This window comes from Pseudomonas sp. IB20, assembly GCF_009707325.1.
Taxonomy (GTDB): Bacteria; Pseudomonadota; Gammaproteobacteria; order Pseudomonadales; family Pseudomonadaceae; genus Aquipseudomonas.
Genome location: NZ_CP046103.1, coordinates 3348255 through 3364957, shown reverse-complemented (window position 1 = coordinate 3364957; position 16703 = coordinate 3348255). Strand labels below are relative to the sequence as shown.

The window sequence follows — 16703 nt, the reverse complement described above, 5'->3', positions numbered from 1 at the left end:
CCCCTGAGGTTTCTACGATATGGCAGCCGTTCGCAGCAAGATTTGCGGGATTACCCGCATAGAAGACGCGCTGGCGGCTGTCGAGGCGGGGGCGGACGCCATTGGTTTGGTGTTTTATGCCAAGAGCCCACGGGCTGTGAACGTGTTGCAGGCGCGGGCGATCATCGCCGCGCTGCCGCCGTTCGTGACCACCGTGGGCTTGTTCGTCAACGCCAGCCGTTGCGAACTCAACGAAACCCTGGATGCCGTGCAGCTCGACATGCTGCAGTTTCACGGTGACGAAAGCCCTGACGAATGTGAAAGCTACCAGCGCCCGTATATTAAGGCGTTGCGCGTCAAGTCCGGGGATGACATCGCTGCCGCATGTGCTGCCTATACTGGCGCTCGCGCAATCTTGTTGGACACTTATGTCGAAGGTGTGCCCGGTGGTACGGGTGAGGCGTTTGACTGGTCGTTGATACCCGAGGGCCTGAGCAAACCGATCATCCTGGCCGGTGGGCTCAACCCCGCGAATGTCGGGGCGGCCATTGAGCAGGTCCGGCCGTATGCCGTGGATGTCAGCGGTGGGGTAGAGCAGGGCAAAGGCATCAAGGATCACCACAAGATTCGCGCGTTCATGCAAGCCGTGCGCAACAGCAGTGGCGCGATGTGACGGCTGGCAGTCTGCCGCCGTCCATAACTACCACTGTGTAAAACAGCACCGGCGCCGCCTGCGGGAGGCCCGGAAATGAAGTGGCAACCCTGCGCTGGCAGGTTGTCTGGAAGGCTGAGGGTACAGGCAGGAAATGGCCGGTCGAGCGTCTGACCCCGTCCAGTCTGTGTCATCGCCACATATGAATTTAGCTCAAGGGCATACGCGGGGCTGTGTTCAAGCCACCGGTACTGGAGAAAGAAAGCATGAGCAACTGGTTAGTAGACAAACTGATCCCTTCGATCATGCGTTCCGAGGTGAAGAAAAGCTCGGTTCCTGAAGGTCTGTGGCATAAGTGCCCCTCCTGCGACGCGGTGCTGTACCGCCCGGAGCTGGAAAAGACTCTGGATGTTTGCCCCAAGTGCAACCACCACATGCGTATCGGCGCCCGCGCCCGCATCGACATCTTCCTCGACGCCGATGGCCGTGCCGAGTTGGGTGCTGAGCTGGAGCCGGTTGACCGTCTCAAGTTCCGCGACGGCAAGAAGTACAAGGACCGCCTGACCGCTGCGCAGAAGCAGACCGGTGAGAAAGACGCGCTGATTTCCGTCAGCGGCAAGTTGCTGGGCATGCCGGTGGTGGTTTCCGCGTTTGAATTCTCCTTTATGGGCGGCTCCATGGGTGCCATCGTTGGTGAGCGTTTCGTACGTGCCGCCAATTACGCCCTGGAAAACCGTTGCCCGATGATCTGCTTCGCCGCCTCCGGTGGCGCGCGTATGCAGGAAGCGCTGATCTCCCTGATGCAAATGGCCAAGACCTCCGCGGTGCTGGCGCGTCTGCGTGAAGAAGGCATCCCGTTCATCTCCGTGCTGACCGACCCGGTCTACGGTGGTGTTTCCGCCAGCCTGGCGATGCTGGGTGATGTGATCGTCGGCGAACCTAAAGCCCTGATCGGCTTTGCCGGTCCGCGCGTGATCGAGCAGACCGTTCGCGAAAAACTGCCCGAAGGTTTCCAGCGCAGCGAGTTCCTGCTGGAGCACGGCGCCATCGACATGATCATCGCCCGTGGCGAGCTGCGTCCACGCCTGGGTAACCTGCTGGCGCAAATGATGGGCCTGCCGACACCTGTGTACGTCGCGCCTAAAATCGAACCGATTGTTGTGCCGCCGGTGCCTGCAAACCTATGACCCAACGTACCCTGGGCGAATGGCTCGCCTACCTTGAGCAGTTGCATCCGTCAGCCATCGACATGGGCCTGGAGCGCTCGCAACAGGTAGCGGCCCGCCTTGGGTTGGGCCGGCCGGCGCCGCGTGTGATCACAGTGACCGGCACCAACGGCAAAGGCTCTACCTGCGCCTTTGTCGCTGCGCTGCTGCAAGCCCAAGGGCTGAAAGTCGGCGTCTACAATTCCCCGCACCTGCTGCGTTATAACGAGCGGGTGCAGCTCAATGGCGTCGAAGCCACAGACGAGCAGCTCTGCGAAGCCTTTGCCGCACTGGATGCCGGGCGGGGTGAGATTTCCCTGACTTACTTCGAAATGGGCACCCTGGCGGCGTTCTGGCTGTTCGAGCGTGCGCAATTGGACGTGGTCGTCCTGGAAGTCGGCTTGGGTGGGCGGCTGGACACGGTCAACGTGGTGGATGCCGACCTGGCGCTGGTCACCAGCATTGGTGTTGACCATGCCGACTACCTGGGCAATACCCGTGAGTCGGTGGCCTTTGAAAAGGCCGGGATCTTGCGCCAAGGTAAGCCTGCGCTGTGTGGTGACCTGGACCCGCCGCAGCCCTTGCTCGACAAGGTGCGCGAGCTGGGTTGCCCGTTTTACCTGCGCGGCCGCGAATTCAATCTCGAGATCGGCGCTCAGCATTGGCAATGGCGTGGGCATGACACGCGTGGCCAAGTGGTCGAATTACGCGATCTGCCGCTGCTGAACCTACCGATGGAAAACGCCGCGCTCGCGCTGCAAGCCTACCTGCTGCTGGATCTGCCTTGGCATGCCGAGCAGATTGCTGCCACATTGCTGGCAACCCGTGTAGTTGGGCGACTGGATCGTCGCACCTTCGAGTGGGAAGGCAAGCGCCTGAACCTGTTGCTGGATGTGGGGCATAACCCCCACGCCGCTGAGTACTTGGCGCAACGCCTGTCACGCACGCCGCCGGTCGGTCGTCGCCTGGCGGTGTTCGGGTTGTTGGTGGATAAAGACTTGGGCGGCGTAGTTGCGCCGTTGTTGGGCAATGTCCAGGCTTGGGCGGTCGCGCCGCTGGATACGCCGCGCAGTCGCCCGGCTGCTGAGTTGGAAGTGGCTTTGCAGAACCTTGGTGCGCCGGTGGCGTCGTATGCAAGCGTCACCGCTGCGCTTGAAGCGCAGTGCGCGGTGGCCACGGCCGAGGACGAGATTCTGTTGTTCGGATCATTTTATTGTGTTGCCGAGGCGCTAGAGTGGTTGGCCCGGCGCTCCACGGAGGAAGCTGCACATGGCATTACTGGATAGCGCGTACAAGCAGCGAATGGTTGGAGCCCTGGTGTTGGTGGCATTGGCGGTGATTTTCCTGCCGATGCTGTTTTCCCGCCAGGACGAACAGCGCCAGGTAGTGGTTGAGGCTCCGGCTACGCCCCAGGCACCGACGGTGCCTCAGGTTCAGGTTGAGCCGGTGGTGGTGCCCGATCCGCAAGCATTGCCTGAAGAGCCTGTGCCGAGCGATGAGGAGGTGGCTGCGCAGCAGGCGCCGACCATGCCGGTGCAGCCGAGTGTTCCGGTGGTCAAGCCGGCGCCTGCCCCAGCCGCCCCCGTCGTCGCTGCCAAGCCGGCCGCGCCAGCCCCTGCGCCCAAACCGGTGGCGCCGCAACCTGCCGCGCCGGGTAAGCCGGATGTGGGCCAAAGCCGCATCGACCCGAATGGCTTGCCGATCAGTTGGTCGATCCAGCTCGCCAGCCTGGCCAATCGTGATAGCGCCGAAGCCTTGCAGAAAAAACTGCGTACTCAGGGCTACAACGCCTATATCCGCAGTGCCGATGGCAAAAACCGGGTGTTTATCGGGCCGTTGATCGAGCGTGCCGAGGCGGACCGCCTGCGAGACTTGCTGGGTCGCCAGCAGAATCTGAATGGTTTTGTGGTGCGTTTCCAGCCTGAGCGCGGCTGAATAGCTGCCAGCTTCTGATTGGAATGCAGGCCGAATGTGGGAGCTGGCTTGCCTGCGATAGCGGTGGCTCAGTCAACAGTGATGTTGGGTGTACCTGCCTCGTCGCAGGCAAGCCAGCTCCCACATTGTTTTTTGGTGGTCTTGAAAGCGCGTTCGCTCTACGCAACCCATTGATTTGCAAAGCACCCGCAATCACAGCTTACCGATAGCCCGGCGCTCTGCTAAAATGCGCCGCCTTATCCGTACGTAGGCTGCACTGTGCCATTTACCTGGGTTGATTGGGCGATCGTTGCAATAGTCGCCATCTCCGCATTGATCAGTCTAAGCCGCGGCTTCGTAAAAGAAGCACTGTCGTTGCTGACCTGGATCATCGCAGGAGTCGTAGCCTGGATGTTCGGTGGTTCACTGTCGGTTTACCTGGCCGGTTACATCGAGACACCTTCGGCTCGCGTCATCGCGGGCTGCGCCATCATGTTCATCGCCACGCTGCTGGTGGGGGCAATGGTCAATTATCTTATTGGCGAGTTGATACGTGTCACCGGCCTCTCAGGGACCGATCGATTTCTCGGCATGGCCTTCGGCGCCGCGCGTGGCGCATTGCTGGTGGTTGTGGCGGTTGGGCTGTTGAGCCTGGGGCCGGTACAGCAGGATTCGTGGTGGCAGGAGTCGGTACTCGTGCCAAAATTTCTATTGGTTGCAGATTGGTCCAAGAACCTCATTTTGGGGTGGAGCAGTCAGTGGCTGGCCAGCGGAATCAGCGTACCCGCTGATCTTCCGTTCAAGGAACACCTCTTACCGGCCAAAACGCCTCAGTAAGCTGTGTTCAGTCAAGATTCATTAAGTAGGGGTTGCGTCGCATGTGTGGCATCGTCGGTATCGTCGGTAAGTCGAACGTCAATCAGGCGCTGTATGACGCGCTAACCGTCCTCCAGCACCGCGGCCAGGACGCTGCCGGTATTGTGACCAGCCACGACGGCCGGTTATTCCTGCGCAAGGACAATGGTCTGGTGCGTGACGTGTTCCATCAGCGTCACATGCAGCGCCTCGTCGGGCACATGGGCATTGGCCATGTGCGTTACCCGACTGCTGGTAGCTCGACCTCGGCCGAAGCTCAACCGTTTTACGTCAACTCGCCTTACGGCATCACCCTGGCGCACAACGGTAACCTGACCAACGTTGAACAGCTGGCCAAGGAGATTTACGAATCTGACCTGCGCCACGTCAACACCAGCTCCGACTCGGAGGTGCTGCTCAACGTGTTCGCCCACGAGTTGGCCCAGCGCGGCAAGCTGCAGCCGACCGAAGAAGACGTGTTCGCTGCCGTGACTGACGTGCACAACCGTTGCGTCGGTGGTTACGCGGTCGTGGCCATGGTCACCGGTTACGGCATCGTCGGTTTCCGCGATCCGCACGGCATCCGCCCGATCGTGTTCGGCCAGCGTCACACCGACGAAGGCGTCGAATACATGATCGCCTCCGAAAGCGTGTCCCTCGACGTGCTGGGCTTCACCCTGATCCGCGACCTCGCGCCGGGCGAAGCGGTCTACATCACCGAAGACGGCAAGTTGCACACTCGTCAATGCGCTGTGGCACCAAAACTCACCCCGTGCATCTTCGAGCACGTCTACCTGGCGCGTCCGGATTCGATCATCGACGGCGTTTCGGTGTACAAGGCGCGCCTGCGCATGGGCGAGAAGCTGGCCGAGAAGATCCTGCGCGAGCGTCCTGAGCACGATATCGACGTGGTGATCCCGATCCCGGACACCAGCCGTACCGCTGCGTTGGAACTGGCCAACCACTTGGGCGTCAAGTTCCGCGAAGGCTTCGTCAAGAACCGCTACATCGGCCGCACCTTTATCATGCCCGGCCAGGCGGCGCGCAAGAAGTCGGTACGCCAGAAGCTCAACGCCATCGAACTGGAATTCCGCGGCAAGAACGTGATGCTGGTGGACGATTCCATCGTACGCGGCACCACCTGCAAGCAGATCATCCAGATGGCCCGCGAAGCCGGCGCCAAGAACGTGTACTTCTGTTCTGCTGCACCTGCCGTGCGCTACCCGAACGTGTACGGTATCGACATGCCGAGCGCCCACGAACTGATCGCCCATAACCGTTCGACCCAGGACGTGGCTGACCTGATTGGCGCCGACTGGCTGATCTATCAGGACCTGTCGGACCTGATCGAAGCGGTCGGTGGTGGCAAGATCAAGATCGAGCAGTTCGACTGCGCCGTGTTCGATGGCAAGTACGTGACCGGTGATGTCGATGAGGCTTACCTGAACAAGATCGAGCAGGCGCGTAACGACTCGTCGAAGATCAAGACCCAGGCGGTCAGCGCGATTATCGATCTGTACAACAACTGAGTAAACACCGGCCCTGAGGGGCCGGTTTTGTATCTTAAATAAAGAATTGAGTAAGGAGTCGCAGCATGAGTCAGGAATGGGATGCCGGTCGCTTGGACAGCGACCTCGATGGCGTAGCTTTCGATACCCTGGCTGTGCGCGCTGGCCAGCACCGCACCCCGGAAGGTGAGCACGGTGACCCGATGTTCTTCACCTCCAGCTACGTGTTCCGCACCGCCGCCGACGCCGCCGCGCGTTTTGCCGGTGAAGTGCCGGGTAACGTGTATTCGCGCTACACCAACCCGACCGTGCGTGCGTTCGAGGAGCGTATCGCGGCTCTGGAGGGCGCTGAGCAGGCGGTGGCCGCGGCGACCGGCATGGCTGCCATCCTGGCCGTGGTGATGAGCCTGTGCAGCGCTGGCGACCATGTGCTGGTGTCGCGCAGCGTGTTCGGTTCGACCATCAGCCTGTTCGAGAAGTACTTCAAGCGTTTTGGCATCGAAGTGGATTACGTGCCCCTGGCGGACCTGTCCGGTTGGGATGCGGCGATCAAGGCCAACACCAAATTGCTGTTTGTCGAGTCGCCGTCCAACCCGTTGGCCGAGCTGGTGGATATCGCCGCATTGTCCGAAGTGGCGCACGCCAAGGGCGCGATGCTGGTGGTCGACAACTGCTTCTGCACGCCTGCGTTGCAGCAGCCGTTGAAGCTGGGTGCGGACATTGTTGTGCACTCGGCCACCAAGTTCATCGATGGCCAGGGCCGTTGCATGGGCGGTGTAGTTGCTGGCCGCAGTGAGCAGATGAAAGAAGTGGTGGGCTTCTTGCGCACCGCCGGCCCGACTTTGAGCCCGTTCAATGCCTGGATTTTCCTCAAAGGCCTGGAAACCCTCAGCCTGCGCATGAAGGCCCATTGCGCCAATGCCCAGGCCCTGGCCGAGTGGCTGGAGCAGCAGGACGGTATCGAGAAGGTCCACTACGCAGGCCTCAAGAGCCACCCGCAACACGAATTGGCCCAGCGCCAGCAGCGTGGTTTCGGCGCCGTGGTCAGCTTCGAAGTGAAGGGTGGCAAAGAGGGCGCCTGGCGCTTTATCGATGCGACACGCTTGATCTCCATCACCGCCAACCTGGGTGATAGCAAGACCACCATTACGCACCCAAGCACCACCTCCCATGGTCGCCTGGCCCCGCAAGAGCGCGAGGCAGCCGGCATTCGTGACAGCCTGATCCGCATCGCGGTGGGCCTGGAAGATGTGGCTGACTTGCAGGCTGATCTGGCCCGCGGGCTGGCTGCCTTGTGATCGAGTGGTCCATGGAAGCTGCCGCGGCTGGTAACGGCCGTGTCGCACTGGTGACGGGCGCGGCGCGGGGCATTGGCCTGGGCATTGCCGCGTGGTTGATCAGCGAAGGCTGGCAGGTGGTGTTGACCGACTTGGACCGCGAGCGCGGCTCCAAGGTGTCCAAGGCGCTAGGTGACAACGCCTGGTTTATCACCATGGACGTGGCCGACGAAAAACAAGTCGCCCAGGGCGTTGCCGAAGTGTTGGGGCAGTTTGGGCGCCTCGACGCGCTGGTGTGCAACGCGGCGGTAGCCGACCCGCGCAATATCACCCTGGAAAGCCTCGACCTGGCGTATTGGAACCGCGTACTGGCGGTGAACCTCAGTGGGCCGATGCTGCTGGCCAAGCACTGCGCGCCGTACCTGCGTGCCCACGGCGGTGCCATCGTCAACCTGGCATCGACCCGGGCGCGTCAGTCGGAGCCCGACACCGAGGCCTATGCGGCGAGCAAGGGCGGCCTGCTGGCCTTGACGCACGCGTTGGCCATGAGTCTGGGGCCCGAGGTGCGTGTCAACGCTGTGAGCCCTGGCTGGATCGATGCGCGTGATCCGGCGGCGCGGCGTGCCGAGCCTTTGACCGATGCCGACCATGCCCAGCATCCCGCGGGCAGGGTGGGCACGGTTGAGGACGTGGCGGCGATGGTGGCGTGGTTGCTGTCGCGCCAGGCGGGGTTTGTCACCGGGCAAGAGTTCGTGGTGGACGGCGGCATGAGCAAGAAGATGATTTACACCGAGTAGGGCGGGTAGCCGCCTTGAAGCTATTTTGTCTTTTTCAGAAAAACTTCAAGCAGGCTATTGACTTAGGTCTGCTACCTGCGTAAATTTCGCGGCCTCAAAGAAGCAAAGGGTGATTAGCTCAGCTGGGAGAGCATCTGCCTTACAAGCAGAGGGTCGGCGGTTCGATCCCGTCATCACCCACCACTTCTTGAGAGTTTTGCCTTAGGGTAAGACGCAACGTTAAGGTTGCACCGACGCGCAGCGGTAGTTCAGTCGGTTAGAATACCGGCCTGTCACGCCGGGGGTCGCGGGTTCGAGTCCCGTCCGCTGCGCCATATTTCCAGGTTCGACATGTCGAGCTTGAGATTGAATAGCCAAGGCTGATCGATCAGATGTTTAAAGACGGTTGAGGGTTTACGCTCAACTGGTCAAGCGATACGCAGCGGTAGTTCAGTCGGTTAGAATACCGGCCTGTCACGCCGGGGGTCGCGGGTTCGAGTCCCGTCCGCTGCGCCATATCTGCATCAAGGCCCACTGAACGCCTTGAAGCACAAAGAAAGCCACTGGCTGACTTTGATCCGATAGCAAAGACCCTGGTCGAGAGACCGGGGTTTTTTGTCTCTGCGATTTGATAATGAGAGCTGTGTGGGTCGGTTGCCGGCGATGACGTCTTCAAGATCGCCATCGCCGGCAGTGCCGGCGATGACGTCTTCAAGATCGCCATCGCCGGCACCGACTCCTACAGGTTTTAAAATCCTAATTTATCCCGCAAACCGTAATACCACGCGCCTAGCGCTGCGAACGGCGTGCGCAACAGTTGCCCACCTGGGAACGGGTAGTGCGGCAGGTCGGCAAACGCATCAAAACGCTCTGCCTGGCCTCTCAGCGCCTCCGCCAGTACCTTGCCTGCCAAGTGCGTGTACGTCACGCCATGGCCGCTGCAGCCCTGTGAGTAATAGATGTTGTCGCCCAGTCGACCGACCTGCGGCAGGCGCGACAGGGTTAGCAGGAAATTACCGGTCCAGGCGTAATCGATTTTCACATCCTTGAGCTGCGGGAAGGCCTTGAGCATCTTCGGGCGGATGATCGCTTCGATATTGGCCGGGTCGCGCGCGCCATACACCACGCCGCCGCCAAAGATCAGGCGCTTGTCGCTGGTGAGGCGATAGTAGTCGAGCAGGTAGTTGCAGTCTTCGACGCAATAATCCTGCGGCAGCAACGTCTTGGCCAGCTCATCGCCCAGCGGTGCTGTGGTGATGACCTGGGTGCCACAAGGCATAGATTTGGCCGCCAGCTCCGGTACCAGGTTGCCCAGGTAGGCGTTGCCCGCGACGATGATGAACTTGGCCCTGACTTTGCCTTCAGCGGTGTGCACCACCGGGTTGGCGCCGCGCTCGATGCGTATGGCGGCCGATTGCTCGTAGATCGTGCCGCCCAGGGACTCCACAGCCGCCGCTTCACCCAGTGCCAGGTTGAGCGGATGAATGTGCCCGCCACTCATGTCCAGCAGGCCGCCGACATAGTTGTCACACGCTACAACTTCACGAATACGGCGTTCATCCAGCAACTCAAGCTGCGTATGGCCGTAGCGTTCCCACAGGCGCTGCTGCGACTCCAGATGGCCCATGTGCTTGCTGTTGAGGGCGGCGAACACGCCGCCGTCCTTCAAGTCGCACTGGATCTGATACTTGGCCACACGCTCACGAATGATTTTGCTGCCCTCAAACGCCATTTGCCCTAGCAACTGTGCCTGCTTTGGGCCAACGCTGCGTTCGATCACATCAATGTCGCGGCTGTAGCTGTTGACGATTTGCCCACCGTTACGGCCCGACGCGCCAAACCCCACCTTGGCGGCTTCCAGCACCGTGACGCGAAAACCGTTCTCCAGCAGAAACAGCGCGCTGGAAAGACCGGTGTAGCCGGCACCGATCACGCACACATCGGTTTCGACTTCACCTTGCAGTACCGGGCGCGGTGGAACCGCATTCGCGGACGCGGCGTAATACGACTGGGGGTAGGGGGTGTTCGCCATCCTGGAACCTCTGTTTTATATTTTTTACGAGTGCCCAGATCCTACCTGAGTTGAAAATTGCCTGCCAGCCACCCGAAAACGACGGGCGTACCCCCGGCAAATAAATAATTCGCATATTCATAGGGTTAGCTGCAAAAAAGATGTTGACACCCCTCCATAATTCCGTAGAATGCCGCCTCACAGCAGGCACGTAGCTCAGTTGGTTAGAGCACCACCTTGACATGGTGGGGGTCGTTGGTTCGAGTCCAATCGCGCCTACCAAACAAAATCCGCTCTGCTGGGCGGTGTGAAGGGGAATCCGAAAGGGTTCCCCTTTTTCTTTGCCTAAGAAAACGTTCACAAATTATAGGCTTCGTTCACACAAGGCAATGTGAACGTGGATTCATGCCTGCCTCTGTTCACACTCAGATTTGTGAACGACTCTACCTAACCCGTTGATATGCATGGCTCGTTCACTATCTTGTCTAGGTGGTGGTACGTTCGCAGGCTCACTCCCTTGCCCGTTAAAATCCGCTCTGCTGGGCGGTCTAGAAGGGCTCACCGAAAGGTGGGCCCTTTTTTGTTGTCTGGAACTCAAGCAAAGCTTCGCCAAGCCGCTTTACGGCTCGCTTTAACGCGGGGGATTTGCTCAACAGAACAGCGTAGCCACCGATAACAGGCAGATGATTTGCACCACCATCTGGCAGCGTATCTCACCATTCGTTGTCGCCATATACATTTGTCCGGCGTACATAGTGGCTACCTCATTGTCGGCAATTCTTCATCGGCATTAGTGCCGTGCTCGATGCGCAGAAACGCGCAGTGGCTCTATTGAGTATAGGTCCGTAACAGGATTCGTCAGCGAACGCCGACGCCTCGCTCGTGCGCGCTTTGGGCTCATCGGCGAAGCCAATCCGGGTCAGTCTTGGGCTCGCACGTTCCAATCACCGTGCCTGCATTGCCGGCGTCGGATTGGGCATACTGGCGGGCAGCTGAATTCAACCCAGGGAGCTTGCAATGGAATTGGCAATGGAGGTGTCGTTCGACGTGACGGCAGAGGAGCGTGAGGCCATCCTCAAACCGCTGAGGGCCTATAACCTCAGCCATACCGGCGACATGGCGCTTGAAACGGTCGGGCTTTTCTTGCGCGACCCCGCCACCCAGGAAGTGGTCGGTGGCCTCTACGGGAAGATTTCCTACGGGTGGCTGTTCATTGAGCTCTTGAGCATCCCCGACCAGATGCGCACACAAGGTACCGGCACGCGTTTGATGCGCGCCGCTGAAGACCTGGCCCGTCAGCGGGGATGTGTCGGGATCTGGCTGGACACCTTCAGCTTCCAGGCGCCGGGGTTCTATCGAAAGCTGGGCTTCAGCGAGGTTGGCCACATTGCCGATTACCCACCGGGTCACCAACGGTATTTTTTCCAAAAACGCCTGGCCTGAATCCCGCGCGGCGCCAGATCACCTGGCGCCATTCATCCACAAAATTTATTGGTTTGCAGCAACAATTTTTCTTGTTGGACACCTCCCGCCCCCAAGCAGCACAGTTGCCGCCACTGACGCTCGACCTTCAAGGTCAACAATAAAAACCGCGCCGGGCTGCACGCCACTTTCATGCTGTGAACGCTTTGTTCACATCCTGCTGCAATGGCGCCGCAACGCGCATTCAAGGACCTCATCGTCATGCAAACTGTTGTGAACCTATGGCCGTTGATCGGCGTGCTTGTCATCGTGGTTGGCTTCGTCTTGCGCTTCAATCCGCTGCTGGTGGTCACCGCTGCTGCCATCGTCACCGGGCTCGCCGCGCACTTTCCGTTGGAAAAAATCCTCGCCAGCATGGGCGATGGTTTCCTTCAGACCCGTGCCTTGCAACTCATCCTGTTATTGCCCCTGGCGGTCATCGGCCTGCTGGAGCGCCATGGCCTGCGCTTGCATGCGCAGAACTGGATTGCGCGCTTCGAACGCGCCACGGTCGGGCGTTTGTTAATCATCTACCTGTTTGTGCGCGAGTCCACGGCGGCCATGGGCCTGACCAGCCTGGGCGGACATCCGCAGATGGTACGGCCACTGCTGGCGCCGATGGCCGAAGGTGCAGCAGAAAAACGCTACGGCAAGTTGCCGGACAAGGTGCGCCACAAGGTGCTGGCCATGTGTGCGGCGACCGATAACGTCGGGCTGTTTTTCGGTGAAGACATCTTTGTCGCCTTTGGCGCGATTGCACTGATGCACACCTTCCTGTTGGGCTCGGGAATTGATGTGGAGCCGTTGCACATTGCGGTGTGGGGCATCCCGACGGCGATTTGTGCGTTTATCATCCATGCGATTCGCCTGCATCGATTTGATCGAAGGCTCACCCGTGAGATGACACCTGCTGCCGCCCCAGTGGAGGCTGCGCAATGATCATCTCTATCCAATACCTGTACTGGCTGGCCGGCGTTTTGTTGCTGATTACCGCGGGCATGATTCTGTTCGACCGAACCCATCCAAAACGCTGGTCCACCGCCTTGTTCTGGTTGCTGTTTGCCATCCCGTTCTTGGTCGGTGAGCGCCTGCCATCGGTGGTGATTGGTGCCGGCGTGGTAGTGATGGCATTGATTGCGGGCCTGGGTGGCGTTGGCCGTGGCAAGCATATCGAACTGCATGACAAAGCATCCCGTGCGAGTGCCGCCCGCCTGGGGCACAAATTGTTTATTCCGGCGTTGGCGATTCCCCTGACCACGGTGATTGGTTCGGTGCTGCTCAAGCACACTGAAATTGGCGGCGTGCCGCTGCTGGACCCCAAAAACACGACGTTTGTATCCTTGGGCATCGGTTGCCTGATCGCGCTGGGCCTGGCGTGCTGGCTGACCCGCGACACTCCTGTGCAAGCCTTGCGCGAATCCCGACGTCTGACTGAAGCCCTGGGCTGGGCCATGGTGTTGCCTCAAATGCTGGCAATGCTCGGGTTGTTGTTCAATGAAGCCGGCGTCGGCACGGCTGTCGCCCATGTCACCACCACCTACATCAATCTGGATTTCAAGTTGGTAGCGGTGATGGTTTACGTACTGGGCATGGCGCTGTTCACCGTGATTATGGGTAATGGTTTCGCGGCTTTCCCAGTCATGACCGGCGGAGTCGGTGTGCCGGTGCTGGTAGGTATCTATGGGGGTAACCCGGCGGTGATGGCGGCGATCGGCATGTTCTCCGGCTACTGCGGTACGCTGATGACGCCAATGGCCGCCAACTTCAATATCGTCCCGGCGGCGTTGCTGGAGTTGCCGGATAAGAACGCGGTCATCAAGGCTCAACTGCCGACTGCGTTGATGATGCTGGTGGTCAATATTGTCCTGCTCTATCTGTTGATGTGAGGCCAAGATGCAAACTGTGTTGTTGACGGGCTTCGAGCCCTTTGATCAAGACCTGATCAACCCCTCCTGGGAGGCCGCGCGCCAGTTGGATGGCGTGCAATTAGGCGGGGATGTGCAAATTGTTGCGCGTCGACTGCCCTGTGCATTTGCCACGGCGGGAGACTGCCTGACGCAGTTCATCGCCGAATTGCGCCCGGTGATGGTGATTGCCACGGGGCTAGGGCCCGGGCGTGGTGATATTTCGATTGAGCGGGTGGCGATCAACGTGAACGATGCCCGCATCCCCGACAATTTAGGGGCGCAACCTATCGACACAGCGGTGATAGTCGGAGGGCCGGCGGCCTACTTCACTACGTTGCCGATCAAGGCGATGGTCAAGGCGGTGCGCGAGGCAGGCATTGCTGCATCGGTGTCGCAGACGGCCGGGACATTCGTGTGTAATCAGGTGTTTTACCTGTTGCAGCATGCGCTTGCCGGTACGGCTATACGCAGTGGTTTTATCCATGTGCCACCCAGCCCGCCGCAAGAGGTTTCGGCGCAACCTTCGATGGCGCTGGTGACGTTGGTTGAAGGTTTACGTGTTGCGGTACAGGCGGCCTGGGACACGCAGGTCGATATTCTGCAAACCGGTGGGCAGGTCAGTTGACCTGCCGAACTGATCTTAGCTGGCCAACAGTCGGGTCAGGCCAAAGGTAATGGCGCAGGCCAGCCCCGTCATTGCGAACGCAGTGGCCACGTACCATTTGATCAGATTCAGCTCCGTTGTCGCCAGGTCCGCTCGGGTGGCGAAGTGCTTTTCAAACGAGTCTGCTTTGCTTGAAACGGCGAATAGCTTCTCTTTCATGTCAGCCAGCCCCTTCTCCAATAAACCCAAGCGTTTTTCCATACCTGAACCTCCGTCATTGCCTCCGCCGGCTCTACCTTGAGCCGGGATGTTCAGCGCTTTCGTCCCACCGAGTTGATAGTGTTTTCTCTCCAAAGCATTACACCTGTTCAAAATGTGAGATAGCGCTTGGGAAAGAAGAATAGTCGGAGTCGACGCTCATTGTGAGCGACAATTTTTTGCAAAATAACACACGGTTCTGGTCGGGGCTTTCAGGCTTCCCGCCTCGGGAAAAACAACTCAAAACAGGTCACCCCCGCCTGGCTGGTGACGCTGTAACGACCGTTATGCAATTGCATGATGGTGGCAACAATCGATAACCCCAGCCCATTGGACTGGGCTGAACGTTCCCGTGATTCGTCTACCCGGTAGAATCGCTCAAACAACCTGGGCAGATGCTCGGCGGGGATGGTTTCGCCCCTGTTGCTGACGCTCAGGCTGATGCCTTCTGCAGTGGGCGTCGCTCGAATGACCAGCTCCGAACCCGGCGCGCCGTACTTGATGGCGTTGGCACACAAGTTTGCCAGCGCCCGGCGCAACAGCATCGGTTCGGCCCAGATCAACCCTTCGCCCTGCGCGAGAATGCTGATACCCACATCGCTCGCCAACCCGTCGAAGTAGTCAGTCATCCGTTGCACTTCATCCGCCGCACTGAGTTCCTGGCGCTGGCGCAGGGCGCTGGCCGGGTCGGTGCGGGCAAGGAACAGCATGTTGTCGAGCATCCGCGCCAATCGTTCGAGCTCTTCGACGTTGGAAGCCAGCAGTTGCTGGTAGCTCTCGATAGTGCGGCTCTGCTGCAAGGCGACTTGGGTTTCGCCCAGCAGGTTGTTGATCGGCGTGCGCAGTTCGTGAGCCATGTCGGTGGACACCTGGCCCAGTTGCACAAAACCCTTGGCCAGCCGCTCGAGCATGGTGTTGAACGAGTCGATCATCGGCAGCAGCTCTTTCGGCGCGCCGTGGCTGTCGAGGCGTTCGGCCAGGTTGCCTACGCCGATGCCTTGGGCGTGTGTGGCCAGGCGCCGCAATGGCAGCAGCCCACGGTACACCAGCAGGTAACCGACTAAGGCGAGGATGACCGCTGCGATGCTGGCCAGGACAAACACGCTCAAGCGATAGTTGGCGAGCATCGCGGTGCGTTCGGTCATCAAGCGCCCGGTGGTGACCTGCAGGCTGCCAAGGTCGCCCGAGTCGATGGAGGCGGCCACGGTGGCGAAGGGTACGCCGTTAACGCCGGGTAAATGGTGCACGTCGGAAAAGCCCAGTTCATGGTCTTTTGGCACAGGAGGCACGGACGGCATGTCGATGTTGCCTGGGTTAACCAGCAGCAATGGCTTCTGGCCGGGCGCCGCGATGCTTAGCACCGACTCGCTGTTGCCCAGCATGTTCTGGAACAGCTCCGGCTTGGTCTTGATCAGGTCCAGGGTGTTGCTGTCGTTGAGTAGGTTGCGCAACTGGTCGGCGCGATAGATCAGCGCCGCGTCGTCACGCTTGATCAGTTCACGCTCAAGCTCGCGGTACAGCGCCACGCCCAGGGTGGCCAGCAGGGCGAAGGCGAGCAGGGCGAAGATCAGCGCCAGGCGCAGGGTCAGCGAATAGTGGCGGCGAGTGTTCATGGCTGCGTGTCGAAGCGGTAGCCAATGCCGCGCACGCTGTGGATCAACTTGAGCTGGAACGGGTCATCGATTTTCAGGCGCAGTCGCCGCACGGCGACATCGACCACATTCGTGTCGCTGTCGAAATTCATGTCCCAGACGCGCGAGGCAATCATCGAGCGTGACAGCACTTGGTCTTGATGGGTGGCGAACAGGTGCAGCAGGGCGAACTCCTTATTGGTCAGGGTGATGCGCGTACCGGCGCGGGTGACGCGACGTTTGAGTACGTCGATTTGCAGGTCGGCGATGTGAAGGTGTTCTTCTTCGCGGCTCGGGCCGCGACGGGTCAGGGTGCGCAAGCGCGCGACCAGCTCGGCGAAGGAGAACGGCTTGATCAAGTAATCGTCGGCGCCCAGTTCCAGGCCTTTGATGCGGTCGGCGATGTCGTCACGGGCGGTCAGGAACAGCACCGGCGTGTCGGCTTCTTTGCGCAGGCGGCGCAGCACTTCCCAACCGTCCATTTTTGGCATCATTACATCCAGCACGATCACGTCGAATGGCGTTTCCAGCGCCTGGTGCAACCCGTCCACGCCATCACGGGCAAGGCTCACGGAGTAACCCAGTTCCTGCAGGCCGTTGAGTAAGTAATTGCCGGCCTTGGGTTCGTCTTCGACTACGAGGATGTTCATGGGAAATGCCCTGGT

16 protein-coding genes and 4 tRNA genes are annotated in these 16703 nt (G+C 60.0%); 16 read left to right on the top strand and 4 right to left on the bottom strand.

Annotated elements, in window-relative coordinates:
• The first annotated feature begins 19 nt into the window (after positions 1-19).
• From GJU48_RS15535 to GJU48_RS15485, 11 genes are all read left to right on the top strand, one after another.
• The gene (locus GJU48_RS15535; protein ID WP_094953100.1) at positions 20-652 is read left to right on the top strand and encodes a phosphoribosylanthranilate isomerase; all 633 of its coding nucleotides are present in this window, start codon (positions 20-22) and stop codon (positions 650-652) included.
• A 245-nt stretch (positions 653-897) separates the two neighbouring features.
• Positions 898-1818, top strand: a complete 921-nt coding sequence (gene accD, locus GJU48_RS15530) for an acetyl-CoA carboxylase, carboxyltransferase subunit beta (protein ID WP_094953099.1) — start codon at positions 898-900, stop codon at positions 1816-1818.
• On the top strand, positions 1815-3122 hold the full coding sequence (gene folC / locus GJU48_RS15525) for a bifunctional tetrahydrofolate synthase/dihydrofolate synthase (protein WP_094953098.1): 1308 nt from the start codon (positions 1815-1817) through the stop codon (positions 3120-3122). Before accD ends, folC begins: the two co-directional genes overlap by 4 nt.
• Entirely contained in the window at positions 3106-3771 is a 666-nt protein-coding gene (locus GJU48_RS15520) for an SPOR domain-containing protein (protein ID WP_094953097.1), read from the top strand. Before folC ends, GJU48_RS15520 begins: the two co-directional genes overlap by 17 nt.
• A 258-nt stretch (positions 3772-4029) precedes the next feature.
• Positions 4030-4587: a CvpA family protein gene (locus GJU48_RS15515; RefSeq protein WP_003192538.1), complete on the top strand. Its 558-nt coding sequence runs from the start codon at positions 4030-4032 to the stop codon at positions 4585-4587.
• Positions 4588-4628: 41 nt separating this feature from the next.
• The gene (gene purF / locus GJU48_RS15510; RefSeq protein WP_094953096.1) at positions 4629-6134 is read left to right on the top strand and encodes an amidophosphoribosyltransferase; all 1506 of its coding nucleotides are present in this window, start codon (positions 4629-4631) and stop codon (positions 6132-6134) included.
• 65 nt (positions 6135-6199) lie between these two features.
• Positions 6200-7411 carry an O-succinylhomoserine sulfhydrylase gene (locus tag GJU48_RS15505; RefSeq protein WP_094953095.1) on the top strand — a complete coding sequence of 404 codons (1212 nt, stop codon included), beginning with the start codon at positions 6200-6202 and terminating at the stop codon, positions 7409-7411.
• Between the two features lie 11 nt (positions 7412-7422).
• Positions 7423-8187: an SDR family oxidoreductase gene (locus GJU48_RS15500; protein WP_094953094.1), complete on the top strand. Its 765-nt coding sequence runs from the start codon at positions 7423-7425 to the stop codon at positions 8185-8187.
• 107 nt (positions 8188-8294) lie between these two features.
• A tRNA-Val gene (locus GJU48_RS15495) sits at positions 8295-8370 on the top strand.
• A 54-nt stretch (positions 8371-8424) separates the two neighbouring features.
• Positions 8425-8501, top strand: a tRNA-Asp gene (locus tag GJU48_RS15490).
• 104 nt (positions 8502-8605) lie between these two features.
• Positions 8606-8682: transfer RNA gene (locus GJU48_RS15485), tRNA-Asp, on the top strand.
• Positions 8683-8914: 232 nt separating this feature from the next.
• Here the strand turns inward: GJU48_RS15485 and GJU48_RS15480 are convergent.
• Positions 8915-10198, bottom strand: a complete 1284-nt coding sequence (locus tag GJU48_RS15480) for an NAD(P)/FAD-dependent oxidoreductase (RefSeq protein ID WP_094953093.1) — start codon at positions 10196-10198, stop codon at positions 8915-8917.
• Between the two features lie 184 nt (positions 10199-10382).
• On the opposite strand from GJU48_RS15480, the gene GJU48_RS15475 reads away from it, so the two are divergent.
• The 5 genes from GJU48_RS15475 (at position 10383) to pcp (ending at position 14170) form a co-directional block, all read left to right on the top strand.
• Positions 10383-10459 (top strand) — tRNA-Val (locus GJU48_RS15475).
• Positions 10460-11194: 735 nt separating this feature from the next.
• On the top strand, positions 11195-11620 hold the full coding sequence (locus tag GJU48_RS15470; RefSeq protein WP_094952254.1) for a GNAT family N-acetyltransferase: 426 nt from the start codon (positions 11195-11197) through the stop codon (positions 11618-11620).
• A 240-nt stretch (positions 11621-11860) separates the two neighbouring features.
• Positions 11861-12577: a DUF969 domain-containing protein gene (locus tag GJU48_RS15465; protein WP_094952256.1), complete on the top strand. Its 717-nt coding sequence runs from the start codon at positions 11861-11863 to the stop codon at positions 12575-12577.
• Positions 12574-13524 (top strand): DUF979 domain-containing protein, encoded by a 951-nt coding sequence (locus tag GJU48_RS15460; protein WP_094952253.1) that lies wholly within the window; start codon positions 12574-12576, stop codon positions 13522-13524. Before GJU48_RS15465 ends, GJU48_RS15460 begins: the two co-directional genes overlap by 4 nt.
• A gap of 7 nt (positions 13525-13531) precedes the next feature.
• On the top strand, positions 13532-14170 hold the full coding sequence (pcp, locus tag GJU48_RS15455; protein WP_094952252.1) for a pyroglutamyl-peptidase I: 639 nt from the start codon (positions 13532-13534) through the stop codon (positions 14168-14170).
• A gap of 15 nt (positions 14171-14185) precedes the next feature.
• On the opposite strand, the gene GJU48_RS15450 is transcribed toward pcp, so the two are convergent.
• The 3 genes from GJU48_RS15450 to GJU48_RS15440 form a co-directional block, all read right to left on the bottom strand.
• Positions 14186-14410 carry a hypothetical protein gene (locus GJU48_RS15450; RefSeq protein ID WP_094952251.1) on the bottom strand — a complete coding sequence of 75 codons (225 nt, stop codon included), beginning with the start codon at positions 14408-14410 and terminating at the stop codon, positions 14186-14188.
• Positions 14411-14619: 209 nt separating this feature from the next.
• Positions 14620-16020 carry a heavy metal sensor histidine kinase gene (locus GJU48_RS15445; protein WP_094952250.1) on the bottom strand — a complete coding sequence of 467 codons (1401 nt, stop codon included), beginning with the start codon at positions 16018-16020 and terminating at the stop codon, positions 14620-14622.
• Positions 16017-16688 (bottom strand): heavy metal response regulator transcription factor, encoded by a 672-nt coding sequence (locus tag GJU48_RS15440; protein WP_094952249.1) that lies wholly within the window; start codon positions 16686-16688, stop codon positions 16017-16019. Before GJU48_RS15440 ends, GJU48_RS15445 begins: the two co-directional genes overlap by 4 nt.
• Positions 16689-16703 lie beyond the last annotated feature (15 nt).